The 26,352-nt window shown below is 51.1% G+C and carries 22 protein-coding genes, 1 tRNA gene and 1 CRISPR repeat array; of the genes, 4 read left to right on the top strand and 19 right to left on the bottom strand.

Going from position 1 to position 26,352, the window contains the following annotated elements:
* The 8 genes from acsC to QCH34_RS00040 all read right to left on the bottom strand — a co-directional run.
* On the bottom strand, positions 1–1,178 hold a 1,178-nt coding region (acsC, locus tag QCH34_RS00005; RefSeq protein WP_300327946.1), incomplete at its 3' end, for an acetyl-CoA decarbonylase/synthase complex subunit gamma.
* 13 nt (positions 1,179–1,191) lie between these two features.
* Positions 1,192–2,403: a CO dehydrogenase/acetyl-CoA synthase subunit delta gene (gene cdhD / locus QCH34_RS00010; protein ID WP_300327950.1), complete on the bottom strand. Its 1,212-nt coding sequence runs from the start codon at positions 2,401–2,403 to the stop codon at positions 1,192–1,194.
* Positions 2,400–3,776, bottom strand: coding sequence for a CO dehydrogenase/CO-methylating acetyl-CoA synthase complex subunit beta (gene cdhC, locus QCH34_RS00015; RefSeq protein ID WP_300327954.1), 1,377 nt, complete (start codon positions 3,774–3,776; stop codon positions 2,400–2,402). Before cdhC ends, cdhD begins: the two co-directional genes overlap by 4 nt.
* Before the next feature lie 3 nt (positions 3,777–3,779).
* Positions 3,780–4,316 carry a CO dehydrogenase/acetyl-CoA synthase complex subunit epsilon gene (cdhB, locus tag QCH34_RS00020; RefSeq protein WP_300327958.1) on the bottom strand — a complete coding sequence of 179 codons (537 nt, stop codon included), beginning with the start codon at positions 4,314–4,316 and terminating at the stop codon, positions 3,780–3,782.
* Positions 4,313–6,673, bottom strand: a complete 2,361-nt coding sequence (cdhA, locus tag QCH34_RS00025; protein ID WP_300327961.1) for a CO dehydrogenase/acetyl-CoA synthase complex subunit alpha — start codon at positions 6,671–6,673, stop codon at positions 4,313–4,315. Before cdhA ends, cdhB begins: the two co-directional genes overlap by 4 nt.
* Positions 6,674–6,890: 217 nt before the next feature.
* On the bottom strand, positions 6,891–7,769 hold the full coding sequence (locus QCH34_RS00030; protein WP_300327964.1) for an MBL fold metallo-hydrolase: 879 nt from the start codon (positions 7,767–7,769) through the stop codon (positions 6,891–6,893).
* 135 nt (positions 7,770–7,904) lie between these two features.
* Entirely contained in the window at positions 7,905–8,336 is a 432-nt protein-coding gene (locus QCH34_RS00035; protein WP_300327967.1) for a pyridoxamine 5'-phosphate oxidase family protein, read from the bottom strand.
* 63 nt (positions 8,337–8,399) lie between these two features.
* Positions 8,400–9,425, bottom strand: coding sequence for a Fic family protein (locus QCH34_RS00040; protein WP_300327970.1), 1,026 nt, complete (start codon positions 9,423–9,425; stop codon positions 8,400–8,402).
* Between the two features lie 180 nt (positions 9,426–9,605).
* Between QCH34_RS00040 and QCH34_RS00045 the strand changes: the two genes are divergently transcribed.
* Positions 9,606–10,193, top strand: a complete 588-nt coding sequence (locus QCH34_RS00045; protein WP_300327973.1) for a 3'-5' exonuclease — start codon at positions 9,606–9,608, stop codon at positions 10,191–10,193.
* 36 nt (positions 10,194–10,229) lie between these two features.
* A CRISPR array of direct repeats spans positions 10,230–13,064; the repeat unit is 29 nt; unit sequence CGGTTCATCCCCATGTGCATGGGGAACTC.
* A gap of 126 nt (positions 13,065–13,190) precedes the next feature.
* On the opposite strand, the gene cas2e is transcribed toward QCH34_RS00045, so the two are convergent.
* From cas2e to cas3, 8 genes are all read right to left on the bottom strand, one after another.
* Positions 13,191–13,517: a type I-E CRISPR-associated endoribonuclease Cas2e gene (cas2e, locus tag QCH34_RS00050; protein ID WP_300327975.1), complete on the bottom strand. Its 327-nt coding sequence runs from the start codon at positions 13,515–13,517 to the stop codon at positions 13,191–13,193.
* Entirely contained in the window at positions 13,498–14,409 is a 912-nt protein-coding gene (gene cas1e, locus QCH34_RS00055; RefSeq protein WP_300327977.1) for a type I-E CRISPR-associated endonuclease Cas1e, read from the bottom strand. Before cas1e ends, cas2e begins: the two co-directional genes overlap by 20 nt.
* 8 nt (positions 14,410–14,417) lie before the next feature.
* Positions 14,418–15,095 (bottom strand): type I-E CRISPR-associated protein Cas6/Cse3/CasE, encoded by a 678-nt coding sequence (gene cas6e / locus QCH34_RS00060; protein ID WP_300327980.1) that lies wholly within the window; start codon positions 15,093–15,095, stop codon positions 14,418–14,420.
* Positions 15,092–15,850 carry a type I-E CRISPR-associated protein Cas5/CasD gene (gene cas5e / locus QCH34_RS00065; RefSeq protein ID WP_300327983.1) on the bottom strand — a complete coding sequence of 253 codons (759 nt, stop codon included), beginning with the start codon at positions 15,848–15,850 and terminating at the stop codon, positions 15,092–15,094. The genes cas6e and cas5e overlap by 4 nt, the downstream gene beginning before the upstream one ends.
* Complete coding sequence (gene cas7e / locus QCH34_RS00070; protein ID WP_300327987.1) at positions 15,843–16,946, bottom strand: type I-E CRISPR-associated protein Cas7/Cse4/CasC; 1,104 nt, start codon at positions 16,944–16,946, stop codon at positions 15,843–15,845. Before cas7e ends, cas5e begins: the two co-directional genes overlap by 8 nt.
* Positions 16,947–16,964: 18 nt before the next feature.
* Positions 16,965–17,471, bottom strand: coding sequence for a type I-E CRISPR-associated protein Cse2/CasB (gene casB, locus QCH34_RS00075; RefSeq protein WP_300327992.1), 507 nt, complete (start codon positions 17,469–17,471; stop codon positions 16,965–16,967).
* A gap of 4 nt (positions 17,472–17,475) precedes the next feature.
* Positions 17,476–19,137 (bottom strand): type I-E CRISPR-associated protein Cse1/CasA, encoded by a 1,662-nt coding sequence (casA, locus tag QCH34_RS00080; protein WP_300327996.1) that lies wholly within the window; start codon positions 19,135–19,137, stop codon positions 17,476–17,478.
* A gap of 226 nt (positions 19,138–19,363) precedes the next feature.
* Complete coding sequence (gene cas3, locus QCH34_RS00085) at positions 19,364–22,090, bottom strand: CRISPR-associated helicase Cas3' (RefSeq protein WP_300328000.1); 2,727 nt, start codon at positions 22,088–22,090, stop codon at positions 19,364–19,366.
* Between the two features lie 370 nt (positions 22,091–22,460).
* On the opposite strand from cas3, the gene QCH34_RS00090 reads away from it, so the two are divergent.
* The 3 genes from QCH34_RS00090 (at position 22,461) to QCH34_RS00100 (ending at position 24,870) form a co-directional block, all read left to right on the top strand.
* On the top strand, positions 22,461–23,258 hold the full coding sequence (locus QCH34_RS00090) for an EFR1 family ferrodoxin (RefSeq protein ID WP_300328003.1): 798 nt from the start codon (positions 22,461–22,463) through the stop codon (positions 23,256–23,258).
* A gap of 58 nt (positions 23,259–23,316) precedes the next feature.
* The gene (gene nudC / locus QCH34_RS00095; RefSeq protein WP_300328006.1) at positions 23,317–24,159 is read left to right on the top strand and encodes an NAD(+) diphosphatase; all 843 of its coding nucleotides are present in this window, start codon (positions 23,317–23,319) and stop codon (positions 24,157–24,159) included.
* Positions 24,160–24,240: 81 nt separating this feature from the next.
* Positions 24,241–24,870 carry a TetR/AcrR family transcriptional regulator gene (locus tag QCH34_RS00100; protein ID WP_300328009.1) on the top strand — a complete coding sequence of 210 codons (630 nt, stop codon included), beginning with the start codon at positions 24,241–24,243 and terminating at the stop codon, positions 24,868–24,870.
* A 248-nt stretch (positions 24,871–25,118) separates the two neighbouring features.
* On the opposite strand, the gene QCH34_RS00105 is transcribed toward QCH34_RS00100, so the two are convergent.
* From QCH34_RS00105 to QCH34_RS00115, 3 genes are all read right to left on the bottom strand, one after another.
* A complete protein-coding gene (locus QCH34_RS00105; protein ID WP_300328012.1) occupies positions 25,119–25,265 on the bottom strand; it encodes a hypothetical protein in 147 nt (48 codons plus the stop codon).
* 107 nt (positions 25,266–25,372) lie between these two features.
* Positions 25,373–25,445 (bottom strand) — tRNA-Gln (locus QCH34_RS00110).
* A 156-nt stretch (positions 25,446–25,601) separates the two neighbouring features.
* Positions 25,602–26,352 (bottom strand): AbiJ-NTD4 domain-containing protein (locus tag QCH34_RS00115; protein WP_300328015.1); only part of this gene is annotated, 751 nt, incomplete at its 5' end.

Below are 26,352 nucleotides of genomic sequence, written 5' to 3' on the forward strand. Positions count from 1 at the left end.
ACAATCAGGTGGCAGTCGAGATGGGCGGACTTGATGTCAGCTTCCACCGTAAAGAAGGTGAGAGCGTAGTTAGTCGTGATCAGGAGGGGAGAGTTCCTGTCCGGGTTCCCAAATGACCTGACGCCCGCATCGACCGATACCGGTTTCCGGGGGTCTGTGTAGATGTTGAACCGCCAGATCAGCTGGGGAAGGACGTTCCATGCCTCCATGCTGTGCATGATGATGAGATCCGCATATCGGGAGATGAGCATCGCGGCCATGTACGTCTCTTTCCACTGCACCGCCTCCTTTGCGAGCTCTTCCCCTGCCCAGGCGGCAATCGGGGTGCCGAGGAGCGGGAAGCCGGTGAGTTCGTCACGGGCGATACATGCCGCCCTCCTGAGCTGCGTGAATGTGTAGATGGTCTGAGCAAACCCAACATCCGGGAAGGTGCCGGGATCGAGGACAAGATCAGTAATGCCGCATGCTGTCAGGGTCTTGACAAGGCTCCTGAGAAGGGCGATATCGCCAGGTGCGGATGCAACAAGGGGAGCATCATACCGGAGGGCGAGGTCGGCCATCGCCTCCCAGTTCTCCTCTGTTGCTGCATAGATGAGCGGGCGGTGATCACCCGCCTCTGTAAGCCCGGCCTCCATCACCGCCGGATCGAGGGAGCAGAGAATTAAAGGATATGTGGTGGCAGCTACCGCCGTCTTCACCGTCTCCCTGAATACTTCAGGATCGCCGGAGATGGATCGGATTGCGATCCCGTCCAGCCGGAGATCCCGCCCGATGTACTGGTAGGTGAACCCCTCGATTGCTTCGATTCGCTTCAGGATATCTTCCTTCTGCATACTGTCATCGATATCGATGATGACCGGGGTAGGGTTGTGGTAGGTGAAGTCATGCCGGTAGAGGACATGTTTTCCCCCGATGAGGATCGCATGCTCGCCGGTTCCGATTGTTACCCCCTTCACGGGTGGGGCGAGGAGCTTGCCCAGATCGTGCAGGAGGCTTTCGTACTGTTCTGTTGAAAGTGGCGGGCAGTCCGGGATGGTATACTCGCCATTGACCAGTTTTGTTGCGAATGCCATGCAGTTTGCCTCGCCGCATTCGCCGCAGTTTGTCTTTGGCAGGAGCTTGTAGACATCGATCGGGCTGATCTCCTTGATGCTCTTCTTCGCGTTCTTCGTGGCCATATCTTCCTCCCTCCTAGCACCTCGTCCTTACCCAGTCGGGTGCCTGCGGAACTGTGATCTCCTGCTGCATCATCCATGATCTGACATCCTGCATCGTCCGGACGGCTGAGGGGTGCATCATCATGAAGATATCCACTCCCGCAAGGAGGAGGGTGAGGGAATTGACTGTCTCCCATATCGGCCCCCGGATCTCCTTCGGGCTGTATTCGGGCTCCATCGTCATCCATGCCTCCCGTGCCGCCCATGCATTCGTGGATGCTGAGATCGTCGGGTGCTGGAGTTCGGTATCTCCCATCAGTGCGGCATGGCGTGCACGTTCATGGATGGTGAAGGAGTACTCAAGCCCATACCCGAGTGCAACGGTTGTCAGATCCATCACGATCTCTTCAGGAGGCAGGTACTCATAGAGCCGCCTGTTCAGTTCTTTTGCACTATTCAGCTCAAGTCCGGTGAAGGCAAGGAGCAGATGGCCGTTATCATGTGCGGCTTTTGCCACCCCTTCAAGGGTCTTTGCCTCGGCCATATCGAGGGTGACGGAGTTTAAGAGCAGCCGCTCGCCAGCGGCTCGTTCGGCAACCTCGGTGAAGACGGCGGCATCCTTCTTCGGATCCCCGCATCCGCCTATAATAAGCGGAACATCGACTGCCTGGAGCACCTCTTCAACGATGTTTGCCGCTTGCTGTGGCGATCGATCCTGGATGAGGGGATCAGTGCTCATCAGGTGAACCGTTACACAATCAGCGCCGAAGGTGTTCACATTCATCCTCGCCCATTCCGCCGGATCATCCATCACATCCAGAACAGCGGCCTTCAGGGTTTTCGGCAATGCGACAGCCATGTCAAAGACATCCATTGAGATCGCAGTCCGGTTCTTTGGGGGAAGAGCGGGATTTGAGAATGCGGGTGTAGTCGATCCGCCGATAGTGATGGTGCTCCCCCTGCTGCCCCCGTCTTTCTTCGTTGCACCGAGGGTCACCTCACGTATCGAGCCGGGATAACTCTCTACCGCCGGGCTGAAACCCTCCCGAAACAGCTCGGTCGGCCGTTTCGGCTCTTCCGGCAGGACGAATCCGGGTACGCCGCCGATACCAACCGGGATAAAGAGCTCAAGATCGCCTATCTCCATCTTGAAGTTCTCAAACTCGACCTGCTCCACCCCCGAGAGGAGCGAGAGCAGCCGTTCTCCGAGCACGGAATCTGCATGAATCTGGTTCTTCTTCGTCATTGCTTCTCCCCCCGTCCGGGTTTTTTAGGCTGCACAGGCTGGATGATCACCTTGTCTGCATAGATCCGGGCATTCTTGAGGAGAATCCTGAACCCTCCGGTGGTGATCGGGAGTTCGCCTGCGGTGATCACCGCCGTCTCTTCTCCCTCTTCGCCAACCTCAAGCCATCGACTGACAACCGGGTGGCTCTTCCCGGTCAGGAAGGCTTTCAGCTCATCAATGCTGGTGGCATCTTTCTCGGTTGCGATCGCACCGAAGACAGATTCGGGAATATACTCCTTCAACCGCTCCTTGATCTCTTCCGGTATCCAGACGACCGCCTCATATCCGCCATCTGCCTGGAGGAACTTCTGTGATCGCATGTACTCGATCGAGATCCCGTGGAACCCGTCGATCTGGCGGCCACCAGCTGTTGAGTCTGCCATTGTAGAGAAGGGAAGACCGTTTACGGCGAGATCACGGAAACCACGGTGGACGATTCCGTATCCTTCCACTTCAGGAATATAGAAGGCGATCGCCTCGAAGCAGCCGCAGGAAGTATGGGGATAGCCGAAGCCCGAGTAGAGCTGGATCCGGTCCACTTCACCCATTGATCGCTTCTGGGCACTCTCATTCACCCCGGTGTACTCGCCTGCCTCCGGGTCGAGACACTCTCCTTTCTCAATCGGGAAGATCGGCCCCTTCGGATCGATCCTGGCAGCAGCCCGCCCGTCGAACCAGCTGATCGCCCCGCAGTTTGCATACCGTTGTGGGGTGACGACACAGACATGGGTCGGTGCAAAGGACTGGCAGAGTGCACATCCATAGAAGACATCTACATCCTCGTCAGAGAGGCCGCGTGCCCGTGCATCCCGTGCCTCATAAATGGCCATTGCTTCGGTGTACAGAGGCCCTATCTTTTCGGGATCGGTGATGAAACTGATCTGGATCTCCTGTATGATCCGCAGCTCGTTCCTGAAGAGCTCCTGCATCGCCATTCCGATGAACCGGAATGAATTGAGCCCTTTCTTAAAGGATTTTTTAGAGAGGCGGATCCAGATATCGTACCGCTGGTTGAGATGCATGAAGCCTTCGATATAGTTCGAGTACTCATGGATACGCCGCTCGATCACCCCTTCCAGGTTCTCCTCAAGTTCAGTCCCTGCGATCTCGATTAAGATCCCAAACGGATGGCTCTTCCCCTCTTCGAGGTCGGGGATATCCGGGCCGATGATATGGATGGCCCCGGATTCGATCTCCTCTGCAGGTTTCAGCCTGACGAGCTCGAACTTCTCTGCGACCTTCGGGCCGCCGAGTTCAAACTGCATGTCGCTCTTTCTGATCCGCTCTCCCTCATGGACAAGCCCGACATCAACAGGAATATCTTCGAACATCGCTTAGTCCTCCCTTTTCCCGAGGATTGCTTCAAGGTTCATGATCCAGCTTTTTATTGAGATATTTGAGAATGACCACCTGGCATTTGGCTGGTAGACATTGTCAAGGCTGATCGTCTTCAGGTTCGGGGCGAAATTCTTCAGCCCCGAGAGGATCGTCCATCCCATCTGATAGGGGAGGCCGACGAAGAGTGCAAGGTCATGCGGCCCTTTCCCATCCACGCCCTGCCATTTTGGATCAGTGAGCCGGTTTCCTATATCGACAGCGGGCATCACCGCATCCGGGGTGAAACCCCGTTTCAGGAACTCGTTGTTTGTATTGCCGGTTGCGACTACCTGAATTTTGCATCGTTTTGCCATTGCAATGACATAATCGATCAGTTTCTTCTCTTCAAGATCGATCTCGGCGGCAATGCTCCCGACGACGAATACCGGCCGTTTTGCCTGCCTGATCATCGCATCCGCAATCTCCGGCTTTGTGATCAGGGAGGCTTTCTTCGGGCCGGCCACCTCGGCGGTCAGCCAGGCTTCCTGGCTCATGGGGCGGCCTCCTTCTTTGGAATGAGAGTGGGATCGGGGATCACCGTCTCCTTCCAGTCCTTCTCTTTGAGGATGGCGACGATATCCTCCTTCATGGTGATCGGGATATCCGCTTCCATCCTGACGAACCGATGGATGTCTGTCGGCATCGATCCGAGGAGCCTGCGGTGGAGATCGATATAATGTGTCAGCTTCAGCGCCCGTCCGCGTGAGGTATCATTTGGCCGCATGGAGAGCTTGGCGATCATCACCATCGCCTCCTCCTTCGTCTCGACGGCAATGAAGAGGTGTTCTGGGACCGGTCCCACATACACCTTCTCGCCGGTCCGTGTATCATTGACATACCAGTCTTCATCATGGTCTGATCGTCCGAGGAGCATCCTCCGGTACTTCGTGCCATGAGGCCCGACGATCACAGGTATCCCGAGCCGCCAGAACCCTGCTGCAATCGATGCGGCTTTCTGTGACATCGCACCCCAGGCAACCCCGACGGCACCGACCCGGTTATAGACGTAATCTGCGATCTCCGCATAGTTGCCGCGGAGGTTCCTGCGGGCGAAGATGCTCGCAATCTTGACGGCTGCACCTGAGATATGGGCATTCGAGACACAGGAGCCGACATTCACAATTGCCCCTGCTTCGAAATTACCTGAATATACCTCATAGGGTGATTTTCCATCTTCATCCCGGTGCATGCCGATCGTCATGGCGGCACAGCCGGAGGTGCAGACGATGAAACGCCGGTTTGCAAATTCTATCGCCATCTCGGCAAGCTCATTACCGCCTTTTGGATAGTTTGCACACCCGACGAATGCGACGATCCCCGGGATCTCGCCGAGGACGATCGGTCCGCCGACCTGCCGGATCTCGATATCCTGGATCGCACCCCGACCTGCCCGGAGCTTGAAGGATTCATTTCTGAGAGTATCTTCCCCTGCTGCTACGATTAACGAGTGGATCGGGATCCCCTGGGGGCATGCTGATTCACACCTGATACACCCGACACATGATTCATATATCTCCTGAAGCATCTCGGGCTCCTCCCGCGAAAAGGCCTTTATCGCATCGGGGATATGCATGTCATTTGGGCAGGCACGGCGGCATTCCCTGCACTGGGTGCATTCCTTTGCCATCTCCATCGCTTCGTCATGTGAGAGGAATATGCCCTTCTTTTCCTTCTTCCGCTTCGGAGCTATCTGCATCGCAGTCCTGACGGCAACAACCCCGACTTTTTCAGGGTTGAGGATTAAGGCGCCCTCGATCGTTCCGCTCACAAGGTCCCCGATGATCTCTTCAGGGGGGTCTCCCGTTCTGTCAGTGAGTCCGAGGCAGTTCTTCTCGCTTGTTGCGATCACCGGGATCTTCAGGGCACGTGCCTCATCCAGCACATCAGTCCTGATACATTGCTCGTCAACGACGATGATATCGGGAATGCCACTCCTGATATACCGGATCTGCCAGGATATCGGGCCGATGATCTTTGCCTTCGGTGAGTACCGGGTCATATCAATCCCGGTGCAGCAGATCCCGGTCACCTCGATATCGCCGGTCAGCTCGTTATCCTGCATATAGTCCATGATCTCAACAGATGGGGGAACATTATGGCCGATGACCAGAATTACCGGTTTTTTGGTGTCAACCGAACCAAACCCTATATCGACAAGGGGTGCATTCGGATCGGCTTTGGGGAGATCATATGCGGAGATCTGGGCAATATCCGCAACCTCCATTGAGAGATGGTCGATCATGCCGGTGTGCATGACTTTTGATTCCAGGTCGAAGGGGTTGCCCTCCTGCCCGGTATGGGTGCATGCGAGGAGCGAGGTGATCTGCTGCTCCGAGTAATCGAGCACCGTCTCCAGATCGCCAAGCGTCTCCGGCATCATGCCGCAGACGAGGCGGGTGATCGGCGCTTCAACCTTGATATTCAGGCCGCCCGGATCGAGGCGGGTATCTGCACCAAACTCCTCGATCAGGTGGGTGACCAGCTCACGGGCATGGCTTGTATGGGTTGCTGCTCCGATACAGGCGGCAAGGAGGACGATTCTGGACTGCTGTCCCGGCATCGTGATGCCGCACGCTCCCTTCTTGTCTCCTGTCAGGTCGCATTTGCCGTAGGTACAGAGGCAGCAGAGATCACAGAATGGGAGGTAAAATGGCTTGTATCGGTTCAGGAGGGTCAGATCCCAGTTCCTGAGGGTGGACATCGACGGAAACGGCGTCGGTCCCTGCGGTTCATCCCAGGTCTCCTGTGCGAGCCTGCCAACAGAAAACCTGAGATCTTTGATATTCCCTATCTCGGTCTCGATCTCCTTAATACTGATATTGATCTCTTTTGTGCCCATTGCTACCACCATCTGTTTCTATTGAACAGGGTTCATCCACCACAATTCTGGTACATGTTGTGTGAACCCTCTATATCAGTGATTCAATCCTTTATGGGGCTAAAATAGTTTCTATCGGAGTCATTGGTTGGAGCAGGGGAGAGTGCATACATAATCCGGCAGAACAGCTGCCCGGAAGATGAGGTGAAAAGGGTCGGAATCGTAGTATCCGGTCACCTCAGTATCCGGATCAGTCAAGGAGGTTTGGGATCTCCTGCAGCTCCAGGTGCCCGGCGATCGTCCGGGCGATCAGGGGACCGGGAACCTGTCCCTGGAGGCTGAGGGTTGCGATGGTGCGATCGGCGATTGCTGCCGGATCGGTCGCTCCCTCAGCAACAGATGAAAGCACTGTCGCATGCACCCTCTGGATGGCAGCAAGCCCGATATCCATTCTGAGATAGGCATCCGATCCCTCGGCAGGAAGATCCCATGAAGAAAAGAGGATATTCACTCCTTCGAGTTCGCGGAGACGTTTGATGGATGTAACTGATGCTTCTGGATCGTCATAGATTGGGAATCCGCCCTGCACAGGTATGGAATCGCCTGAGAAGAGGATGCCGGTATCCTCCATGAAGAGCGAGATTGATCCCGGCGAGTGGCCCGGCGTATGGATCACCGTCAGCTCCGTCATGGCGTCTCCGGATGTATCCGGGGTGATTCTGTCCCCATCTTTAAGTTCCCGGTCAATGGTGATGGGTCCGCTGATCAGCGACTCGAAGCCAGGCACCTGCCGCTCCCTGTTCTGGAGATCAAGATCCTCTATCCAGGCACGATCCGCTGGATGTGCCGCGATTGTGCAGCCTGTTGCCCGCTGTATTGCCCATGCCCCTCCGATATGGTCCGGGTGGGCATGGGTCAGAATGATCCGCCCGATCTCTTGAGGGTCGCGGCCGGCTGCCCGGATCGCCTCAAAGATCTCGGTTCCGCATCCGGCAACCCCCGAGTCGATCAGGGTGATCGTCTCCCCAAAGATCAGATAACAGTAGACGAACCGATCAAGTGTCACGCCGGGGGCGATCGGGATCGTAAAATTCAGCTTCAGTGCCTGGACAGAGGGTGCGATTGCCATAAGATCTCCTATGAAGGGTATAGGAAAGAAGGAGGTATAAAAAGTACTGGTAAAAAGGACTGTAAATACTGGTGTGGCAGCCCCCCCCCTCTTCCACGTTGTCTGCTGAAATCCTATCTGCCCGGAACCATGAGCTCAGAAGGTTACCCGTGGAGCCTCTGCTTCCCGCATATTGTATTCCATCGTCCAGAAGTACGCCTCGCCATGAGCGATCCTGAAGACGACAAGTTTTGGATCCGTTGCACCGGTGACCCCGATATCAAGCAGCCAGGGGCGGTCGCTGAGCAGCTTTTTCCTGAGGGTGATATCGCTCACCGGCTCCATTAAACCTGCCACCCGCATCATCTTTCCGGCACCGTCACCGGGAGCAAAGAAGCAGAGTTCGACTTTGGAGTTCTTCGTGAGCTGTTTCCAGACATTCTTCCCAATACCGGTATGGTAGTAGAATCCTGTCTCATCGGCAAACCACATGGCAAATGCCCGGACCCGTGGCTGATCGCCGTCCATGGTGGCGATATAGGTCACCGGGTTCTCATTTGCAAATTTCACGCATTCGGAAAAGTCCATTCTGGTTCCTCATAACTCCATTCGGGAAGGAGAAGGATAAATATTGCGGGGGGAGTTGGGGTGTCAGGTTCTCTTTAGTTTTCTGAACGCTTTTATAACGCCTGCGTATGGCTCCCTCTTCAGATAGTCTTCCTGAGACTGCTGTTGCTTCATCCCCTCGGTAATTGACCTGTGTTGATTGCAGTAGATTGCATGCAGTGTCTGGACAATTGCCCTGCTGTTGCTTTCATCTGCCTCTGCGAGTGCATCCAGGTACGCAGAACGGTGTTCAGGCCCAAGGTAGAGTGTCGGATATCCGGCCCGTTCAAGGATGACGTTTGCCAGTGCCCTGCCCACCCGTCCGTTCCCATCAACGAAGGGGTGAATCATCTCAAACTGTGCATGGAAGAGTATGGCAAGTTCAAATGGTGCGATTGTTTTCCGGTTCTTCCTGTACCATGCGATGAGCCTCTTCATCTCATCAGGAACAAGTATCGCCGGAGGCGGTTCAAATGCAGCTTTCTCAATTCCTACCTGGATATTCCGGTACTCTCCGGGACTATAGAGGATGCCGCGGAGGACCAGCTCATGGATTTTTTTGATAAGCGTCTCCGTGATATCTCCTGAATAGTCCTTAAGGTACCTTCTGAGTGTGATGAAGTTATGGATCTCATATATCTCCTCCATCTTCTTTCCGGCGGGTGAGATGTCATGTTCCAGCAGCTCCTCTGCCTGCCTGAGGGTGATTGTGTTGCCTTCAATTGCAGTTGTGCCCTGAACGTACCGGATATACATTGCATCACGGTAACGCCCGCTCTCATCCGGATAGTGCTCCTTAAAACGCTCATAATAATAACGGATGGTCTCAAGCGCTGTTGCCCCGGTGGTGTCGAGGATGGTGTATTGGTAGTGGTTGAGCCGGTAGTCGAGGTATGTAGTTAACCTCAGATCCTCCAGTTCTGATATTTTTGATATAACTTCCTCAATGGTTGTTTTTTCACATCTCCCGATATATTTCTGTATGGAAATGGATTTCGCGTTAACTTTTACTCTATCCTGTAGATAGAGGTATTTATTCCCCTTTATTGTCTTTATTGATAGTGAAGACATCTTTTTTTTTTCTATTCTATATCTTAGGGATAAATAGCTATTGTCGGGTTAACTTTGTTTACCGTTTAGAAACGCCCATCCTCCTCTCCACAGGGTCACATATCCTTTTACATCAATTAATTTGGCTATCTGGTTTTACAAATAGGAAGATATTTCTCTTTCTCTCTCTTTACTCCGGTTATGAAACAGGAGCTTTCTGATATTGCAGGGAATTACCTGTTTCTTGATACTGAAACAACCGGGATGATCAGGATTGGTCAACCCTCTCCCCGTCTTGTTGAGATCGCCTGGTTGATCTGTGATACAGAGGGAACGATCTTGGAGAGGGATGAGTATGTTATCCGTCCCGATGGTTTTACAATACCCCGGACCGCCACTTCTGTTCATGGGATCACGACAGATTATGCCAGGAGAGTCGGAGGGTCCCTTCAGAATTCTATTGAAGCTCTTTCGCTATGTGCGGGGAATTGTTCCCTGATTATCGGGCATAATGTTAAGTTTGATTTGGCCATCATCGCAGGTGAATGTAGGCGCATCGGGGTTTTGGATCCACTTGCCATGCTGCCCAGTGTCTGCACAATGGAGGAGACTGCAGCTTTTTGTGGAATTCGACGAATGAATGGTTATAAGTGGCCTACTCTTTTAGAACTTCACTTGAAACTCTTTGGACGTCCCTATGAAAATACCCATCGTGCAGCTAACGATGTGATGGCATGTGCCCGGTGCTTTTTTGCGTTGAAACATATTGGTTTCTGGGACAATGTTTGATTATCCGCTCATAGTGGTGAGGTTGAAAACACTCACTGTTTCATCCCCATGCGGATGGGGAACTCGGAATCCTATTAGTTATGTTCATCTTTGCACACGCTTCATCCCCATGTGCATGGGGAACTCCCACGATGGTAACCGATACCTCAATCAATCTGCGGTTCATCCCCATGTGCATGGGGAACTCTTGACCTGTTTAAGCTTCTCCTTCTTCTCTCCCGGTTCATCCCCATGTGCATGGGGAACTCATCGTTATCGGTTTATCAACCTTAACAGGTATCGGTTCATCCCCATGTGCATGGGGAACTCCCAAACGTTGCCGTTGAATCAGCGAGTGTGGTCGGTTCATCCCCATGTGCATGGGGAACTCCAGCACGAGATCGCGTTAGGGAACGTGTATCGCGGTTCATCCCCATGTGCATGGGGAACTCTCTATAACTCATCGGCCTCCCTCAACGACGCACGGTTCATCCCCATGTGCATGGGGAACTCCCTCCGGAACCACAAACAAGACTGATATTCTTCGGTTCATCCCCATGTGCATGGGGAACTCACCCTGATTATTCGCCTCTTCTGTCAATTTATCGGTTCATCCCCATGTGCATGGGGAACTCAGACTGTATTGTTCTCTCCAGTGAAACATTACCGGTTCATCCCCATGTGCATGGGGAACTCAACAAGAGGTAAAAAGTAATGGCTGAAACTGTCGGTTCATCCCCATGTGCATGGGGAACTCTCATCGTCATACCGGAACACAGCGTCCGGGTTCGGTTCATCCCCATGTGCATGGGGAACTCGACGGTATGCATGGTTGCCGCGCCTGCGGTCTCGGTTCATCCCCATGTGCATGGGGAACTCCGATTCAAACGTTATTGGGCGCACCGTTGTGCCGGTTCATCCCCATGTGCATGGGGAACTCCTCGTCCAAAATAACAGCACCACTTTCCTCAACGGTTCATCCCCATGTGCATGGGGAACTCGGTTTGCATGGGTAAAATTCCCCATTTACGCCCGGTTCATCCCCATGTGCATGGGGAACTCGGTAGTATGCCGGATCTATCGGGATAATACCGCGGTTCATCCCCATGTGCATGGGGAACTCTCTATACGCCTGCCCTGATCCTCGATGATCTTCGGTTCATCCCCATGTGCATGGGGAACTCATCCCGGTGACAATCGCGGGGAAGATGATCGTCGGTTCATCCCCATGTGCATGGGGAACTCTGCACGGTTTCAGATCCTTTGAACCCGTATGTCGGTTCATCCCCATGTGCATGGGGAACTCCTTCGTCCATTCGCCACCACAACTATCACATTCGGTTCATCCCCATGTGCATGGGGAACTCCATCTTCTCCAGACTGTTATCAACAAACATGCCGGTTCATCCCCATGTGCATGGGGAACTCGCCCACATATTCCCGGTATGCCTGTGATGAGACGGTTCATCCCCATGTGCATGGGGAACTCGTGCGCTTTGCCCGGCGGGATCGGGAACGTCACGGTTCATCCCCATGTGCATGGGGAACTCCGTCACATCCAGATACTCTACCAATGCCGTGCCGGTTCATCCCCATGTGCATGGGGAACTCCCTTGTTCCTGGTCGTCTGTCAGGGTTTTGGTCGGTTCATCCCCATGTGCATGGGGAACTCGATGCCTATCAGGGCAATATCTGCTAATCCGACGGTTCATCCCCATGTGCATGGGGAACTCACAATCAGGGAGATCAGGGTTGCCACCGTTTTCGGTTCATCCCCATGTGCATGGGGAACTCCATCGATGGTAACCGATACCTCAATCAATCTACGGTTCATCCCCATGTGCATGGGGAACTCGACTCATCGCCAAACATGATGCCTTACCTTCTCGGTTCATCCCCATGTGCATGGGGAACTCCTTATGAGGTCGTATACCGTTGCCGGCCTGATCGGTTCATCCCCATGTGCATGGGGAACTCGTTTTGCAAAACGTGTTGGAGTTTTGCATTCCCGGTTCATCCCCATGTGCATGGGGAACTCTGTTTTGCAAACGTGTTGGAGTTTTGCATTCCCGGTTCATCCCCATGTGCATGGGGAACTCCGCGTGATCCAATGTGTTCTCGATACAGCTTGCGGTTCATCCCCATGTGCATGGGGAACTCTCTTAAAAGAGGCTCTTCAAAAACCCTGACAACGGTTCATCCCCATGTGCATGGGGAACTCCGTTTGGTTCTTCGGTGTGTTTCCTTGCGGTGCGGTTCATCCCCATGTGCATGGGGAACTCTCCTCCCATCGCGGCGTAATGTTAACCATCAGCGGTTCATCCCCATGTGCATGGGGAACTCTTCTGCAATGATCCTGTCAAAATCGGATCTGCCGGTTCATCCCCATGTGCATGGGGAACTCTACAATAGAGTGTTTGTTATAATATTATTTATCGGTTCATCCCCATGTGCATGGGGAACTCTTCGTCGATGAAGATCAGTTCCGGAGGTACGCCGGTTCATCCCCATGTGCATGGGGAACTCATCAACATCTCCCACCTGTGGATTTGTTACGACGGTTCATCCCCATGTGCATGGGGAACTCTCCCGCCCAACAGATGATCATACCAAGCGGGGCGGTTCATCCCCATGTGCATGGGGAACTCTTTTATTCTGAGTCGTATTACTGGGTATGTATCGGTTCATCCCCATGTGCATGGGGAACTCTTGACACCCCCGATAACCATATTTGCCATGAACGGTTCATCCCCATGTGCATGGGGAACTCGTTGCATACGATGCGCCCGATCCTTTTGAGACCGGTTCATCCCCATGTGCATGGGGAACTCGCCCGTTATGCCCGGTAATTGTATCCCCGATACGGTTCATCCCCATGTGCATGGGGAACTCTCTTCTCAATATATACTGGAAAGAGGAAGTTACCTTCCTACCAGAGGCGATCGTGGAAAACTAATGGTGAAGTTTGAATCTGAAGCACCTTGGCTTGATGAACTACTACACACTCAAACCAACATATCACAGTTCCACACTCCTCATTGCGACAGCCTCGCTATCGCTACCTATCTCAAGGGGGAGAAACGATATCAAACTTATGCCGTCGATTTCCTTTGGAATGCGGCGGTTCTTTCCTATAGTGGTGAACCCGAATCCCTGTTCGTTATTGGTACTCCATGCCATGATGGCGTTACCATCCTCAATGCCTGAAAGAACCTGCTGCCAGATCATTTCCCTGACTCTCACCGAAAGATCGCCGATGTACACTCCGGCATGCACCTCAAGCAACCACACTGCGAGCCTACCGCGGAGACGCGGGGGTGCTCCCTCAACTACGATGACCAGCATCCCCGAGCCTCTTCTCTTCTGGTATTGCAGGTTGGACCGCATCAAGGGGTGCCTCCGGCATTGGCAGCCCGCCAGCGGCAAGTACTTCCTCGATTGTTGGGATAATCCGCTTTAAAAGTCGTGTCTCACGGAACATATCCCGGCAGGCAAGCCGCACGGCCCTTTCCGGGTCATGAGGGCATTCTGCTGCAACCTTAAACGCAGCCGGAACAACTGTTTCGAACTTAAAGAGATCCGCCACATCATAAACAAATGATAACGGCTTCCCGGTATGGATGAACCCAATTGCCGGTGCATACCCAGCTGCCAGCACTGCTGCTTCAGAGATCCCGTATAGGCATGCGGTTGCCGCACTCAGACACCGGTTCGGCAGGTCGCCACTACCCCAGGCTGATGAATCGTAGTTACGACGGGTCCATTCTACCCCGTACTTCCGTGCCAACTGCACGTACAATTCCCTTACTCTTGCTCCCTCCATTCCGCGTAGCTGCTCGATGCGGTAATGGGGCGGTATCGGGGATGCAAACCGCATCTCGTACATCTTCTGTACCACCCGCAGTCTCGCCTCCTCATCGAGAGCTAGCTTCGCCTGATAGAGAAGACGATCGGATCGAGCACCGCCTGGCTGGCCGGAAGCGTAGAGCCGGACTCCGGCTTCGCCCACCCAGACCAAGAGACACCCCACTCGAGATGCCAGGACCACAGCAGCATGTGATACGCGGGTGCCAGGCTCAAGCATCATACAGGCGACGCTTCCAACCGGGATCTGGGTGCGTACACCATTTTTATCGACCAGAACAAAAGCACCGTCAATGACATCAAGCTCTCCCCTCTCCAGAAATACGAGAGAAACTCGCTCCTTTATTGGAATTGGTTTGAGAGGCGGGAGCATGTTCCACTCTACCGTGCCGGGCGGATCATAATCATCCCACAACCAAATCCTTTCGCTGATCCTACTCCTGTGAAGAGTGCATTTAGAAATGCTTCCGGCTCAGTCACTGTAAGCAGACCGGTATAGTCGATCGTGCTGATCTGGATCGGTCGCTTCCCCTTCTTTTTGTAGAATCGCATCTGCCTATAACCATCTGCCCTGACCTCGCCATTCAATACAGAAAAACCGTATTTCTCGCTCCGGCTTGCAAGCCAGGCAAACCCAGCCTCCTGGATAATTTCCTGTTGTGATGGCATCTCAGAAGCTGGAAGTAGATCCTCCTGAAGCCGTTTCTTTGCATTCATCACAACATCATGACGGTGATGCCCGCCTTTCTCGTCAGCCTTCGTTCTGACCGGGTTTGCCTTAAGGACGAAATTGAAGCGCTGCCCCTCCCTCAGTATTGGTGCATACTCTTTCGACTCAATAAGCCACATGCCCCCTCGATTTACAGGTTCTCTTTCTGAAACCGAAAAGAACGTGGGAACATTCCCTGCTAATTCCTGCCGGTATAAAAAATCACGCTCACGATCTGGTCCGTCTGTGAAGAGTGACCAGATCAGGTTGTGTGCATGGTACTCACCACCGAAACTCCTCCAGAAATCCCGGTTTTCTGTTGCTTCTACTTTGAGCGTGATCCTGCTCATGTACATGGTTTCTCCTCCCTGATCAGCTGAACAAGACCGTAATGTTCGATTCTGTTCCTGAATTGCCACCGCCTCCTGCTCAGTGGGTCATCATGCCTCAATCCGGAGTGGTCCGGCTGGATTCCAACATCTTCATCACCCTCCCAGTAGACCCGTACTATCTTCTCACGGAATGCCATGCGAGACAGGAACCCCTCGCCAGGGAAAGGTTCTGCCATAAAGATTGCGCCAAGGTTATCTCCGGTCACCACTCTGGCACCAAGAGGCAGCGCAGGAGGGCAGGACTTCCGTCCAAGGTAAAGAACAAATTCAGGGGTATTGAGGGCGTCACGTAGTTCTTCCAGACGATGAGGTGGATTATTGTTTTTGAGCCAGAGACAGATGGTATACACGGCATCGCAGTGATAGTCACGGCTGGAGAGTATTGTTGAGATATCCTTTTCAGGCGCATTCAACTCTTCTTTGCGGGTTGCAAAATCTTTCTTTCTCTTCCCGCTACCGGATCGTGGAACCTGGGTGGTGTGATAGTCCCGAAGCAGCTTACCTGGACGATCCAGCCTGACTGCCACATGATACCCATTATTAAGTTCGTTGAGCCGTTTTTCTTCCTCACGACGGATTCCAAGCGCTGCAGCTACCATTCCCAGCACAGCTGATCGGGTTGGATGATCATGCGTTGGACGGTATTCACCGACTGCCGTGTCTCCCCAGGAGGCCATCACACCATACAGATGGAATACGAGAAACTCAGGCATGGTTATCAGCCACGAAGTCCAGCACCTCGTTCAGTGTCCCCTCACCGGTGTAAGCGTTCATCTCACAGCTGGCATCGCTACATGGCCCATACACATTATCCATTTTTTCCTTTGTCTTTTTGAGCGAGTTGATAGCTGTGCCCAGAAGATCACGGTCACGTAATGCAGTAAGGTATGCGACCGAAAGTGACCGTGGCTGTTGAGATCCTCTCTCAACGAGCAGGTAGGAGGCATATGCCCGTGACGCAAATGAGGCTTGTTTGCCTGTTGGAGCTACTTTAACTGCTGCCTCGGTCAGTGCACGAAGGGCCTTGTCTGTAAGTGCTTCATCTTTGCCAAGGTTTTCTTTTAATAAATCACGATTGACACAGAGATAGAGGTAAAAAAGCCCCGCTGCAAATTCGGTCTCTCCAAGGTGCCCTGCACCCGCATCCTCCTCACCTCGGTTTAGATCATCCACTGCAGTGAAGTAGTCGTCTTCCACAGCGACCTCATTGACTGTTATCGCGTGAGCGACCTGGACCGCCGCCTCAAAGTTGTAGGCCGGGGATCCTGCAAGCATCCGTCCAAACATTGCAATATCGGCACCAGAAAGCCGCCGGGTTAGAAGCTTCTTATCCTCTTCATCAGGAGCCGCTCCACTCGTAACAGTCTTTTTGATAACCTGCTCGATAGCCGCGATCTCCTCGGGAGAAAAGTGAGCGAGCTGCTCAATCTCAAGTGAGGTATCGCCCGCCTTCAGCTTCCCGAAAGCTCCGGCAATCTCTCGTGACCATGGGAGGGCTATCTCCGATGGGACTGGAGTAAAAACCGCAGTTACTTTTTCTTTTCCTGAAATTAAATCATTTAGGAAGATACCTGTTGTCATAGACTTCTGGATCAGAACGCCCATTTCCTTTGTTCTAACACCCAGTTTGTCGGCAAGTGCCTCTGAAAAGATATCTGATGTTCGCCAGGCACGTTTCAGGCTTTGTGATGAGATTCGCAGCCTCTGGGTTCCTCCCATCGTTGCAGTCTTCGGCCTTCCGAGATCATCACGGTTTAAATTCGATGGTGGGTACGATACAAGAATATGCAGTTGAATAAATTCACTCATAGAGAACCTCCTTTTAAGTTACTTTTCAGAGGGCGCTTCCGAGTAGTAGTCGAACGCCCATGTTTTCTTCGTCCTTTCATTCCACCAGTAGAGGCCGTCTGCCATGCTTGGAATATTAGCTGTTCCATCCAGCAGTCGGACGATACGGATCATAGGCCCGTAGAGTTCACCAGAGTCATCGATCTTTAATAGTCGGCGGAACCGCAGGCCGCTCACCAGTGATCGGTCGCTTTCTTTCTTGTGACTGGCCATCTGTTGAGAAAATCTGTGGGATGAATCAGGTGTTTTCACATGTGATAGTACTCCGGCAACTGTCGCCAGATCATCCGGTTTTATCGGTGCAATCTTCCCAAGGGAGAGCCGAAGCCGGTGATATGCCGGGAGAAAAGCAACCTCAGTCCTATTTCTGCACCGACGGAGTTCTGCCCGGTCGCCATGATTCTCCTGCAGGCCTTTCCACCATGCAAGAAGTGTCTCCTGAGCCTCAGGTTGAGCAGTAAATGATAGATACTTCATTTTGTTCATAGTTTCATCTTCCATTGTATTCAGAGGAATTATTTTTTGGTTGTAAATCAAGCGTTTTTAGGATCTCTGGGTTGCTTTTCGATGTGTTATCCTGTAAATATTTATACGCCAATGAAATTCGTTTTGGATCGGCGATCCCGATCATGTTCAGCTGCGTGAAGTCATCAAAGAGCGTTTCAGCTTCATTTTCGAGGATACCAATCCATCTCCATTTCGCAGTGTTAGTATCCTCTCCATTTTCCATCATGTCTTTCAGAAGATACAGGGATTTATAGAACTCTGCCTCAGTATTCTGCCAAAACTTGAATGTAATTGAAGTAAAAAGTGTTTTTTTGAAATTATCTTTAATCCTTTCCTGTTTTACTGAGTCTTTTTGCTTCTGATCATGTGTTTCAGTTTTTTTCGGCTCATAAAACGCAGACCAAATTGCATATTTAGTTTTATTTATGACTATCGTGGCTGTTTTTATCAGCTGAGCAGTAACCACCTCGTAATCTTCTCGGATCAAGGGATTAACCTTGATGAGTGGCATCGTACCTTCGTACCAGCACAGAGGTTTAAATAGTTTAATTTTATCCATCTCATAGCCAAAGGTCCAGAGCCGAAAAGGTAGTTCAGGAAGATCGTTTTGCCGATAGGAGCGGAAGTTATGTACCACAACCGCTGGTATAGTACTCCGATCAGTATCACTCTGAATCAGACCAAGCCAGTTTCGATATGAAATGCCTCCTGGCTGCCCTTTTTGAGGGATAAGCTTGCCACTCTTTCCATTAGTATAGGCAGTAAGCACATGCTGCCAGTTTCCACTATAGTTCACTCCCATGTTCTTTGTTAAATAACTCGTGTAGAGACGATCTGAACTGCAGCCGCAGAGATCGCAGATTCCCTTCGTGGTAGTATCACATTCAAGGCGTATTCGCCTGGGCATTCCCCAAAACATCTGCGCTGGATTGACGTGTTGTGGAGTGGTTTCACTTCCTTCACTCTCGCTTGTCCTGGTCGGGGCAAGCCAGGGAAAGATATCATTTTCATCCTGTTTCTCAGGATTGCCATATCTCGTAAACGAATCGCTGGGAATAACGTTCAACCAGATAGTCTCCCAGAGAGTTCTACTAATGACAATAGATGTCAGAGGACCTCCCCCTCTAAGAGATGTACGGTGTCCACGACCTCCACTGGGTGCATTTGTTTGAAGTGTATAGAGTGCCATAGCACAGCATGGTAAACAGAGCTGTTGCACCGTATTGCGTTTGATAAAGTGATCAGTGTTTTCTTTTAAGGCGTTCTCGCCGGGCATCTCAATTAGTAGCTGCTCAATTCTCCAAGAATTCCCTTCAGACAGATTTATATCCTGCATGAATCGTGGCCCTTCACCATCGAGTTCAAAAGCGTACGCGTACCGCTCAAACGAGTCTCTCAGATACTGTTCATCAGGTGGGGACTCGAATTTCCTGAACCATTCACGTTCGTTTTTTGGGGGGCAGGTTGTCTGCATCAACCCGATGAGGAACTGGATGAGTGCTCCGTTGAAATCGGGTCTGGGGGCGGCAAGCCGAATCAGAGGATTTGTTTCGTGATCCAGAGCAACTTGCCAGGGTGCAATGCATACTTCTGTCGTATCTTCCCGGATCGCGGGTATCCATGTGTCCTGGATAAGATTGACCATGTGTATACTTCCATAACTATTGCGGGTTGTGACCACTAACGCGAATCTCTGATCAGCCGCTGTTGCCACAAACTGACAAATAATCTTGTAATAGTTGAATAATTACAGAGACCTTAAATCTTCTTACCGCACCGTGAAAGTAAAAATAATACTCGTAAAAACTAATTCTCACATAATATGTGCGATAAAAGATTCTGCTGAGGTGTTTTATTTTTATGAAAGAATGTTATTTTGCCTCCCGATACACCTGCAGACCTGTTCTTTGATCATATTGTACCTGGATCTCTCGACCGCGTCCATCAAGTGCTTCTCCCATCCAAATTCTTCCAGATTGTGTGAGTGGAAGCAGAATCATTCCTTCACCTCTACCCGGCATCGCTTTCAGCACCTCCGAAACTGCCTTTTTTAGCGCCCCCTGATACTCTGCCGGTCTGGAAAACATTGTTTCCCTGACACTCAACCGGCTCATATCCCAGGCATACGTCGCTGTATCCGACCAGGGGCAGAGCACCTTTCCGTCCCAGCGTGCGAGCGTTATTGTGACGCTCAAAGCATTAAGCCGTGTAGGCGTTCTTGTTTCCTCCTCCCAGTTGCCGGGTGTCGCCTTGTATCCATCATCAATATTCAGCGCATTTAGATGTGCGATAGTGATATTGCCCATATCCTGTCCATCTGCCACGAGGTCGCGTCGGGCAAGTGCCTCGGGGATGGCTGTCTGAGCTTCAGGTGCAAAAACACTCTCTATATAATGCCGCGCGTCCTCAGGGAGGACAATCTCTCCTCTTTCTTCGAGAAAGTGAGCAGTTAGCCATAGTTGACCATGTTTTGGGTAGACATATGCTCCACCACGGAACATCTGTTTATACCACTCTTCATCTGGTGTGTCAGTCATCCGTGGTGCTAGCACAAGGAGAGTGGGTGTTCCCCGGTCACCACGCTGATGCCGGTGCAGTCGCCCGGCACGCTGGATGATGAGATCGATCGGTGCAAGATCGCTCGCCATAAAATCGAAGTCAAGATCGAGAGACTGCTCCACCACCTGGGTAGCGATCAAAAGTTTACCCTGCCGTTCATCACCGTTACTGTTCTTTCCAAATTTCCTGAGCACGTCCTGCTCGATAGCCAGTCGATCACCCATAGCGAACCGGGCATGGAAGAGTAGCACATTCTCTTCACCGAGCAGTCCGGTAAACTGTTGGTATGCCAGAATCGCATCATCAACGGTATTTCGAATCCAGCAGGCACACTGACCCTGGTTAATTACATACTGAATCCGATCCATCACCTCATGATGCGAATCGGTAAGATCGACCTTCACGACTTTTCTTGATCGATTGTCTGATGAGAGGGGTGTTTCAAGGAGTCCACTTGCAGATACCGCAGTCAGGAGTGGATAGGCCGTTTCCCGGAGTGGAACTGTGCAATAGCCGATCCCCTTGCAGAAACTCGCAATCAGTTCTTTCCGCTGATGCATCGGGAGAGTTGCAGAAAGGAGGATTGCACTCCCGCCGAATGCTGCATGAAATGTCAGCAGGTGGCAGAGTAATGTATGCATGTACGCATCGTAGGCATGAACCTCATCAACAATTAATACGCTCCTCGCAAGCCCGAGAAGGCGAAGTGATTGATGCCTGAATGGTAGAATACTCATCAGAGCCTGATCGATTGTCCCTACACCAAGTGATGCCAGGAGAGCCTTTTTTCGGCTATCAGATAGCCAGGATGCACACCAAACGGAGGCAGGGAGCTCTCCGTCGCCATATTGCATCATGGCATTCTCGGGGGCTGGACCTATTGACTGGCGGAACATATCCGAGAGGTGGCGGGCGCTGTGGGCAAGGACAAGCGATGGGGTTTCGCCGTAAGCGAATAACCGGTGGTATGCTTTTCCAAGTCTTTCATACATGGCATCGGCTGTCGCCATTGTTGGCAGCCCGATAAAGATGCCCTCTGCAACGCCGCACTTCAATAGTCGATGAGCCAGGACAAGTGCTGCCTCGGTTTTTCCTGCTCCGGTCATCTCCTCAAGGATAAAGAGGCTTGGAACCGGATCAATATCGCAGGCTGAAACGACCTCTTGAAGATCGGTAGGAGATGTCAGATCGGGGAATAGAGCCCCCATACCGGTTTTTTGGGAGATTGTAGACGGCATCATTCCACTCTCTTTCACTGCCTTCTCTGCCCGGGGAAGTGCATTTTGATTCCAGTACTCATCAAGAGGCATAATTTCAGAGCATTCTGGGAAGTAATCGGTATTGGAACCGAGCCAGTCGGAGAGGACAACCAGTCCGGCCATTAGCCACGACGTCCTTGTGAAGGAATCGAGGAGTTCCTCACTGAAGGATGGCATGGTCTTGCTACTCAACTCTCCAAAGAAGAGGGTTGAACAAGATTCACCGAATGCCATAGCTGCCTCCCGATCTTCCGGGTCAAAGAGTTTTTCAAAAACTATGTCGGTGGTTCCTCGTCTCGGAGGCACGCCGTGATGCCCGCTGACAGCATGAAACCACGGCCGCCAGAGATCCTTCCAGTCTTTAAAAAAACCTGAATCCTTGAATTTAAACCAATTCCTCTCATGGGAGCGTAGTAAGAGAGCCTTCTCTACAAGAATGAGCGCCATATCGTCATGCCGGACAGAGTATGGACCAGAATAATTCTTACCCTGTAACTTGAGGAGGAGTTCTGGTTTGAGATGCTGAAAGCGGTTCGAGAATTTTCCGACATCGTGCATCGCCAGAAACCAGAGAATAAGATCATGGACAATTTCTTCGGGGAGCTGTAATGCATCGGTGAACTTGCTTAAAAGAAGTTGCTCATGACGAAGCAGGATGCTTCCAACGGCTGCAACGTCCAGACAGTGGTATGGAAGAAGGTGATAGCCTGAAGATTCTGATTCTTCTTTCTTCGCTTTTCCCCAGTACAAGAAATAAGGTTCTGTTGGTGTAGAATTCATCTTGTTAATTGACAGTATCTGACGTGAGATATTACTGTTTGGTTTTGATCATTGTCTGATTGATTATATTATCAAATGAATTGATTTAAGCCTACTATCATTCATCTGCTAATGTTCAAACCTCTCATTTACCAACTAACCAATAGTTATAATATAACTAAGAGTTAATGCTATTGAGTGAAACCACTGGATCATACGAATCCATACTCCCGGCACAGATGAAGAGAAGAGGATACAGATGCAGCCTGTCTCCTCTCCATGCCCAAAAATACGGGCGTGGAGAAGGGATACCGATGCCTGCCGGGAGGCGTTTGTGGAATTGGTCTGATCAAAGCGGAATAACACCAACAATGTCTTGGAAGCGATCTGAATGGAAATCTCATCTCTGAAACTGGTATATTTCTCACCTACGGGAACAACGCAGGCGGTTGTGAATGGCATTGCGTCTGGAATTCATTGCAACAGGGTGGAGCAGCTTGACATAACCCGCCCTTCTACACGGGAAGAGCCGCTCTCCCTATCGGAAAAGGAATTGCTCATCATCGGTCTGCCGGTGTATATGGGGCGGGTTCCGGCACTCTTAACCGATTGGCTGCAGATGATGAAGGCAGTCAATACGCCTGCTGTCTGTGTTGTCGTCTATGGCAACCGCGTGTATGAAGATGCACTCCTTGAGCTGACGGATTTCGTACGTGGAGCCGGATGCAACCCGATCGCCGGTGCAGCATATATCGGGGAGCATTCCTTCTCCTCTCCACAAACGCCAACCGCAGAAGGCCGCCCTGATGCAGCTGACCTTCAGCATGCAACAGAGTTTGGGCGAAAAATCTCGGAAAAACTGGCATCTCTTTCATCGCCGATGATCCCGGATCTGTCTATCCCCGGCTGCCATCCGTACCGGGGAGATTCGAAACTGTGGGTCGTTGATTTTATTGCAGTCAGTGATGCATGTATTGGTTGTAACGTCTGTGTGGATTCCTGCCCGACAGGTGCAATCGATCCTGAGGATCCACGGCAGATTAGGATTGAAGCATGCATTACGTGTTGTGCCTGTATCAAAAAATGCCCGGAACACGCAAGGATGATGAAGCCCGGTCTTGTCAGGGATGCCTCGGTGCGCCTGAGTACACTGTATACGGAGCGAAAAGTGCCGGAATTATTTCTATGATGCGCCGATCTGATCCGATAATCAGGAGATCATGAAGAATTAAGAATCAGGATGTAATATGAAGCACCAACCTTTCTATTCAGTTCGCCCCCTCTGCCCCGCCTATCCCGAGCCAGCAGATTATTCGGCAGCACAGAAACGCTGGATTGTTGTACAGGGCAATGCTGTCTTCTATTGCAGCGGTTCTGGATCTGGGACTGTCCTCATGCCGGATCCGCTTCCGGATATTTATGCATCCTCACCACCGGTATACCTCGGCATACGCGATGATTGCATCTACCATGCCGTTGAGATCCCCGCTTCTGCCACGCCACCGGCTGACTGGATTCTGTCGCCTGTCCGGGAGCTGGACGGTAAGGTTCCTGGTATCGAAATGGCTTTTTCTGCCTATGCAGTCCGTATGGTTGATTATGAGATGTCGAATGCCTTCTGTGGCAGGTGTGGTGCCAGGACACGCCCTCTCAATACAGAACGGGCTCGGATCTGTAACGAGTGCAATCAGATCATCTACCCCCGGATCTCGCCTGCCATCATCGTCCTGATAAAAAGAGGCGATGAGATCCTGCTCGCCCGCTCCCCCCGTTTTCCTCCTGGTGTATACTCGGTTATTGCCGGCTTCAATGAACCCGGTGAGAATCTTGAGGTGACTATACACCGGGAAGTTGGCGAGGAGGTTGGCATAAAAGTGCATAATCTCCGGTACTTCGGGAGCGAGCCATGGCCGTTTCCGGATTCGCTCATGATCGGCTTTGTGGCAGATTATGCCGGCGGAGAGATCCGGATTGACAATAATGAGATTGAGGCGGCTGGATGGTTTAAACGGAATGAGCTGCCTCCATCTCCTTCAAAGACGAGTATTTCCAGGGCACTTATTGAGGCATGGATTCGGGGGGAGATCTGATCCTGCCGGATTATCCCGGTTTGTATTCCAAAGATCAGATGTGAGGCATACAACATGAATGGAACAAGAAGGAGTTGAGCTATGGGAGTTTCTGAGAGAAGACAACGGGAGAAGGAAGAGCGGAAGAAGGAGATCATCAATGCAGCCGAATGCCTCTTCTTCTCCCGTGCATATGATGACGTCTCCATGGATGATATCGCCGCTCAGGTCGAGCTGAACAAGGCAACCCTCTATCTCTATTTCGAGAGTAAGGAAGCGCTCTATGCTGCTATTGTGCTTCGGGGTGTCCATATGCTGCATGCAAAATACCTGGAATGTATGGAGAATCAGGATTCGGGATTTCAGAAGGTTGCTCGTATGGGGGAAGCTTATCTTCAGTTTTCAGAAGAATATCCGGATTACCTCCGGATGATTCACTTTTATGGATCTGAACGTTTTTCCAGAGAGAATCCATATACCGCCGGGATCGGCAGGGGGTATGGAATGTCCCGGAAGCTGCTGCAGGATGCCATCTGTGAAGGTATTGGCGATGGAACGATTCGATCCGATATCGATCCTTTCCTCATCTCGATGTACCTGATGATCTCGTTTATGGGCACGCTCTCACTGGAAGATAAATGGAAGCAGGTGATTGCAGCAGAGGGTTTCAGCAATGAAAAGTTCTCAAAAGAGTATTTCCGGTTCATCATGCCTGCGATTACTGGCAGATGATCAGAGGAGTAGCTTGATCTGATCCAAAGAAGAGAAATCCGGCTCTCCCTCAGTATTGTGGAATTCGCTCGATCTTACATCCGGGTTTTCTTGTTCACCCTTCTCGAGAAACCCGGTTCACCTTGTTCTAATCGCTTTCTGTTAGCATACCGCCTGCTATGGCTACGCTTTGCCGGTTTGCAGATTGTTCAGTCCTTGACAATTGCAGAGGCTAATAATGAATGTGTGAAATGCAGACGGGTGCTGATTCAGACTATGGCAAGTCCGTTTGCAATCCCAATCTGGTATCCTGCATCAACCCCGATGTAGTAGGCACAGATTGCGACCAGGCAAACAACCAGGATCATGAGAAATCCCATAATCCAGGATCGGTAATTTTCCATCTTTTCGTTCATAGGGATCAGAACGTCTTGTTACCGAATAGACGATAAAAGTATCGGCATACCCAAAATATCGTGGAATTGTCTCTGATCTAAAAAATAAGTATTACGGATGATTTTCATACTCCCGGGCGGATTCGAACCGCCGTCGCCGGATCCAAAGTCCTGCATGATTGACCACTACACTACGGGAGTGAGAAGATTCTCCAGTATATTTGTATTCGGGGAATATAGGGATTTGGGAGTTTTGGGTTTAAGAGTACACGATCAGCTGGTTTTCAAAGTTCATGCTTTTAACGAAAAGATTCACCTTGAAAAACTCAAAATGAGATAAAAATGATAGTGCCTGATTCATTCCAAACGGTTCGTTGTTTTGAGAATCAGGTAAATCAGAGAGAACATACGGTGGAAAAGATAATCCACTTGATCACTTGACTCAATCGGGGTTTTATCAGTTTCATGATGTCTGATTCTGAAATTATTTCCAATATACGTTAGTTCCTTTGCTTCTTGATTAAGCCGTCCATAAAAATTCATTTCAGGGGAGATTTTCTTGAGAAGTGTCTCGATTGAGGTTTTTTTATCGCCCGGTTCTATCGTTTTCAACCGCTCCCATGCATCCCATAACTTTTCGAGAGCTTCCTTTCGAACCTCGATATTTGGATTTAGAAATTTTGCTCGGGCTGTGTTTAGGAGAATATCAAGATCAGTATCCTGAGTAAAGAAGCGTGATTGCTGTAATTGTTCTCTCAGTCCTTCTGGAGCTAATCGAATTATCTGTCCTGTCGTGTCTAGCTCGTAAATTATACCGTTGCGGGAAAATATACTATTAATGGACTCCCGGAATTTTCTCTGACCTTTTACAACATCGAATTTAAAATGGTTGTGCTTATGATAATCATGATGATAAATAGCTGTTGGATCTGCAATATATTTATAGCAAAATTCAATAAAGTCAAGAGTTGTAAGGAGGGATGGAGTTTTTTTCCCGTCTAATGGCCACTCTATGTAAGGAATTTCTGCTTTTAAAGTAGCGGAAAGAACTCCCTCGTCATTCCCGCAGATGACAGCTCCATCTGGACATTTTTCAGGAAAGGAATTT

The organism is Methanocalculus sp. (genome assembly GCF_029762515.1).
In the GTDB taxonomy this organism is placed as follows: Archaea; Halobacteriota; Methanomicrobia; order Methanomicrobiales; family Methanocorpusculaceae; genus Methanocalculus.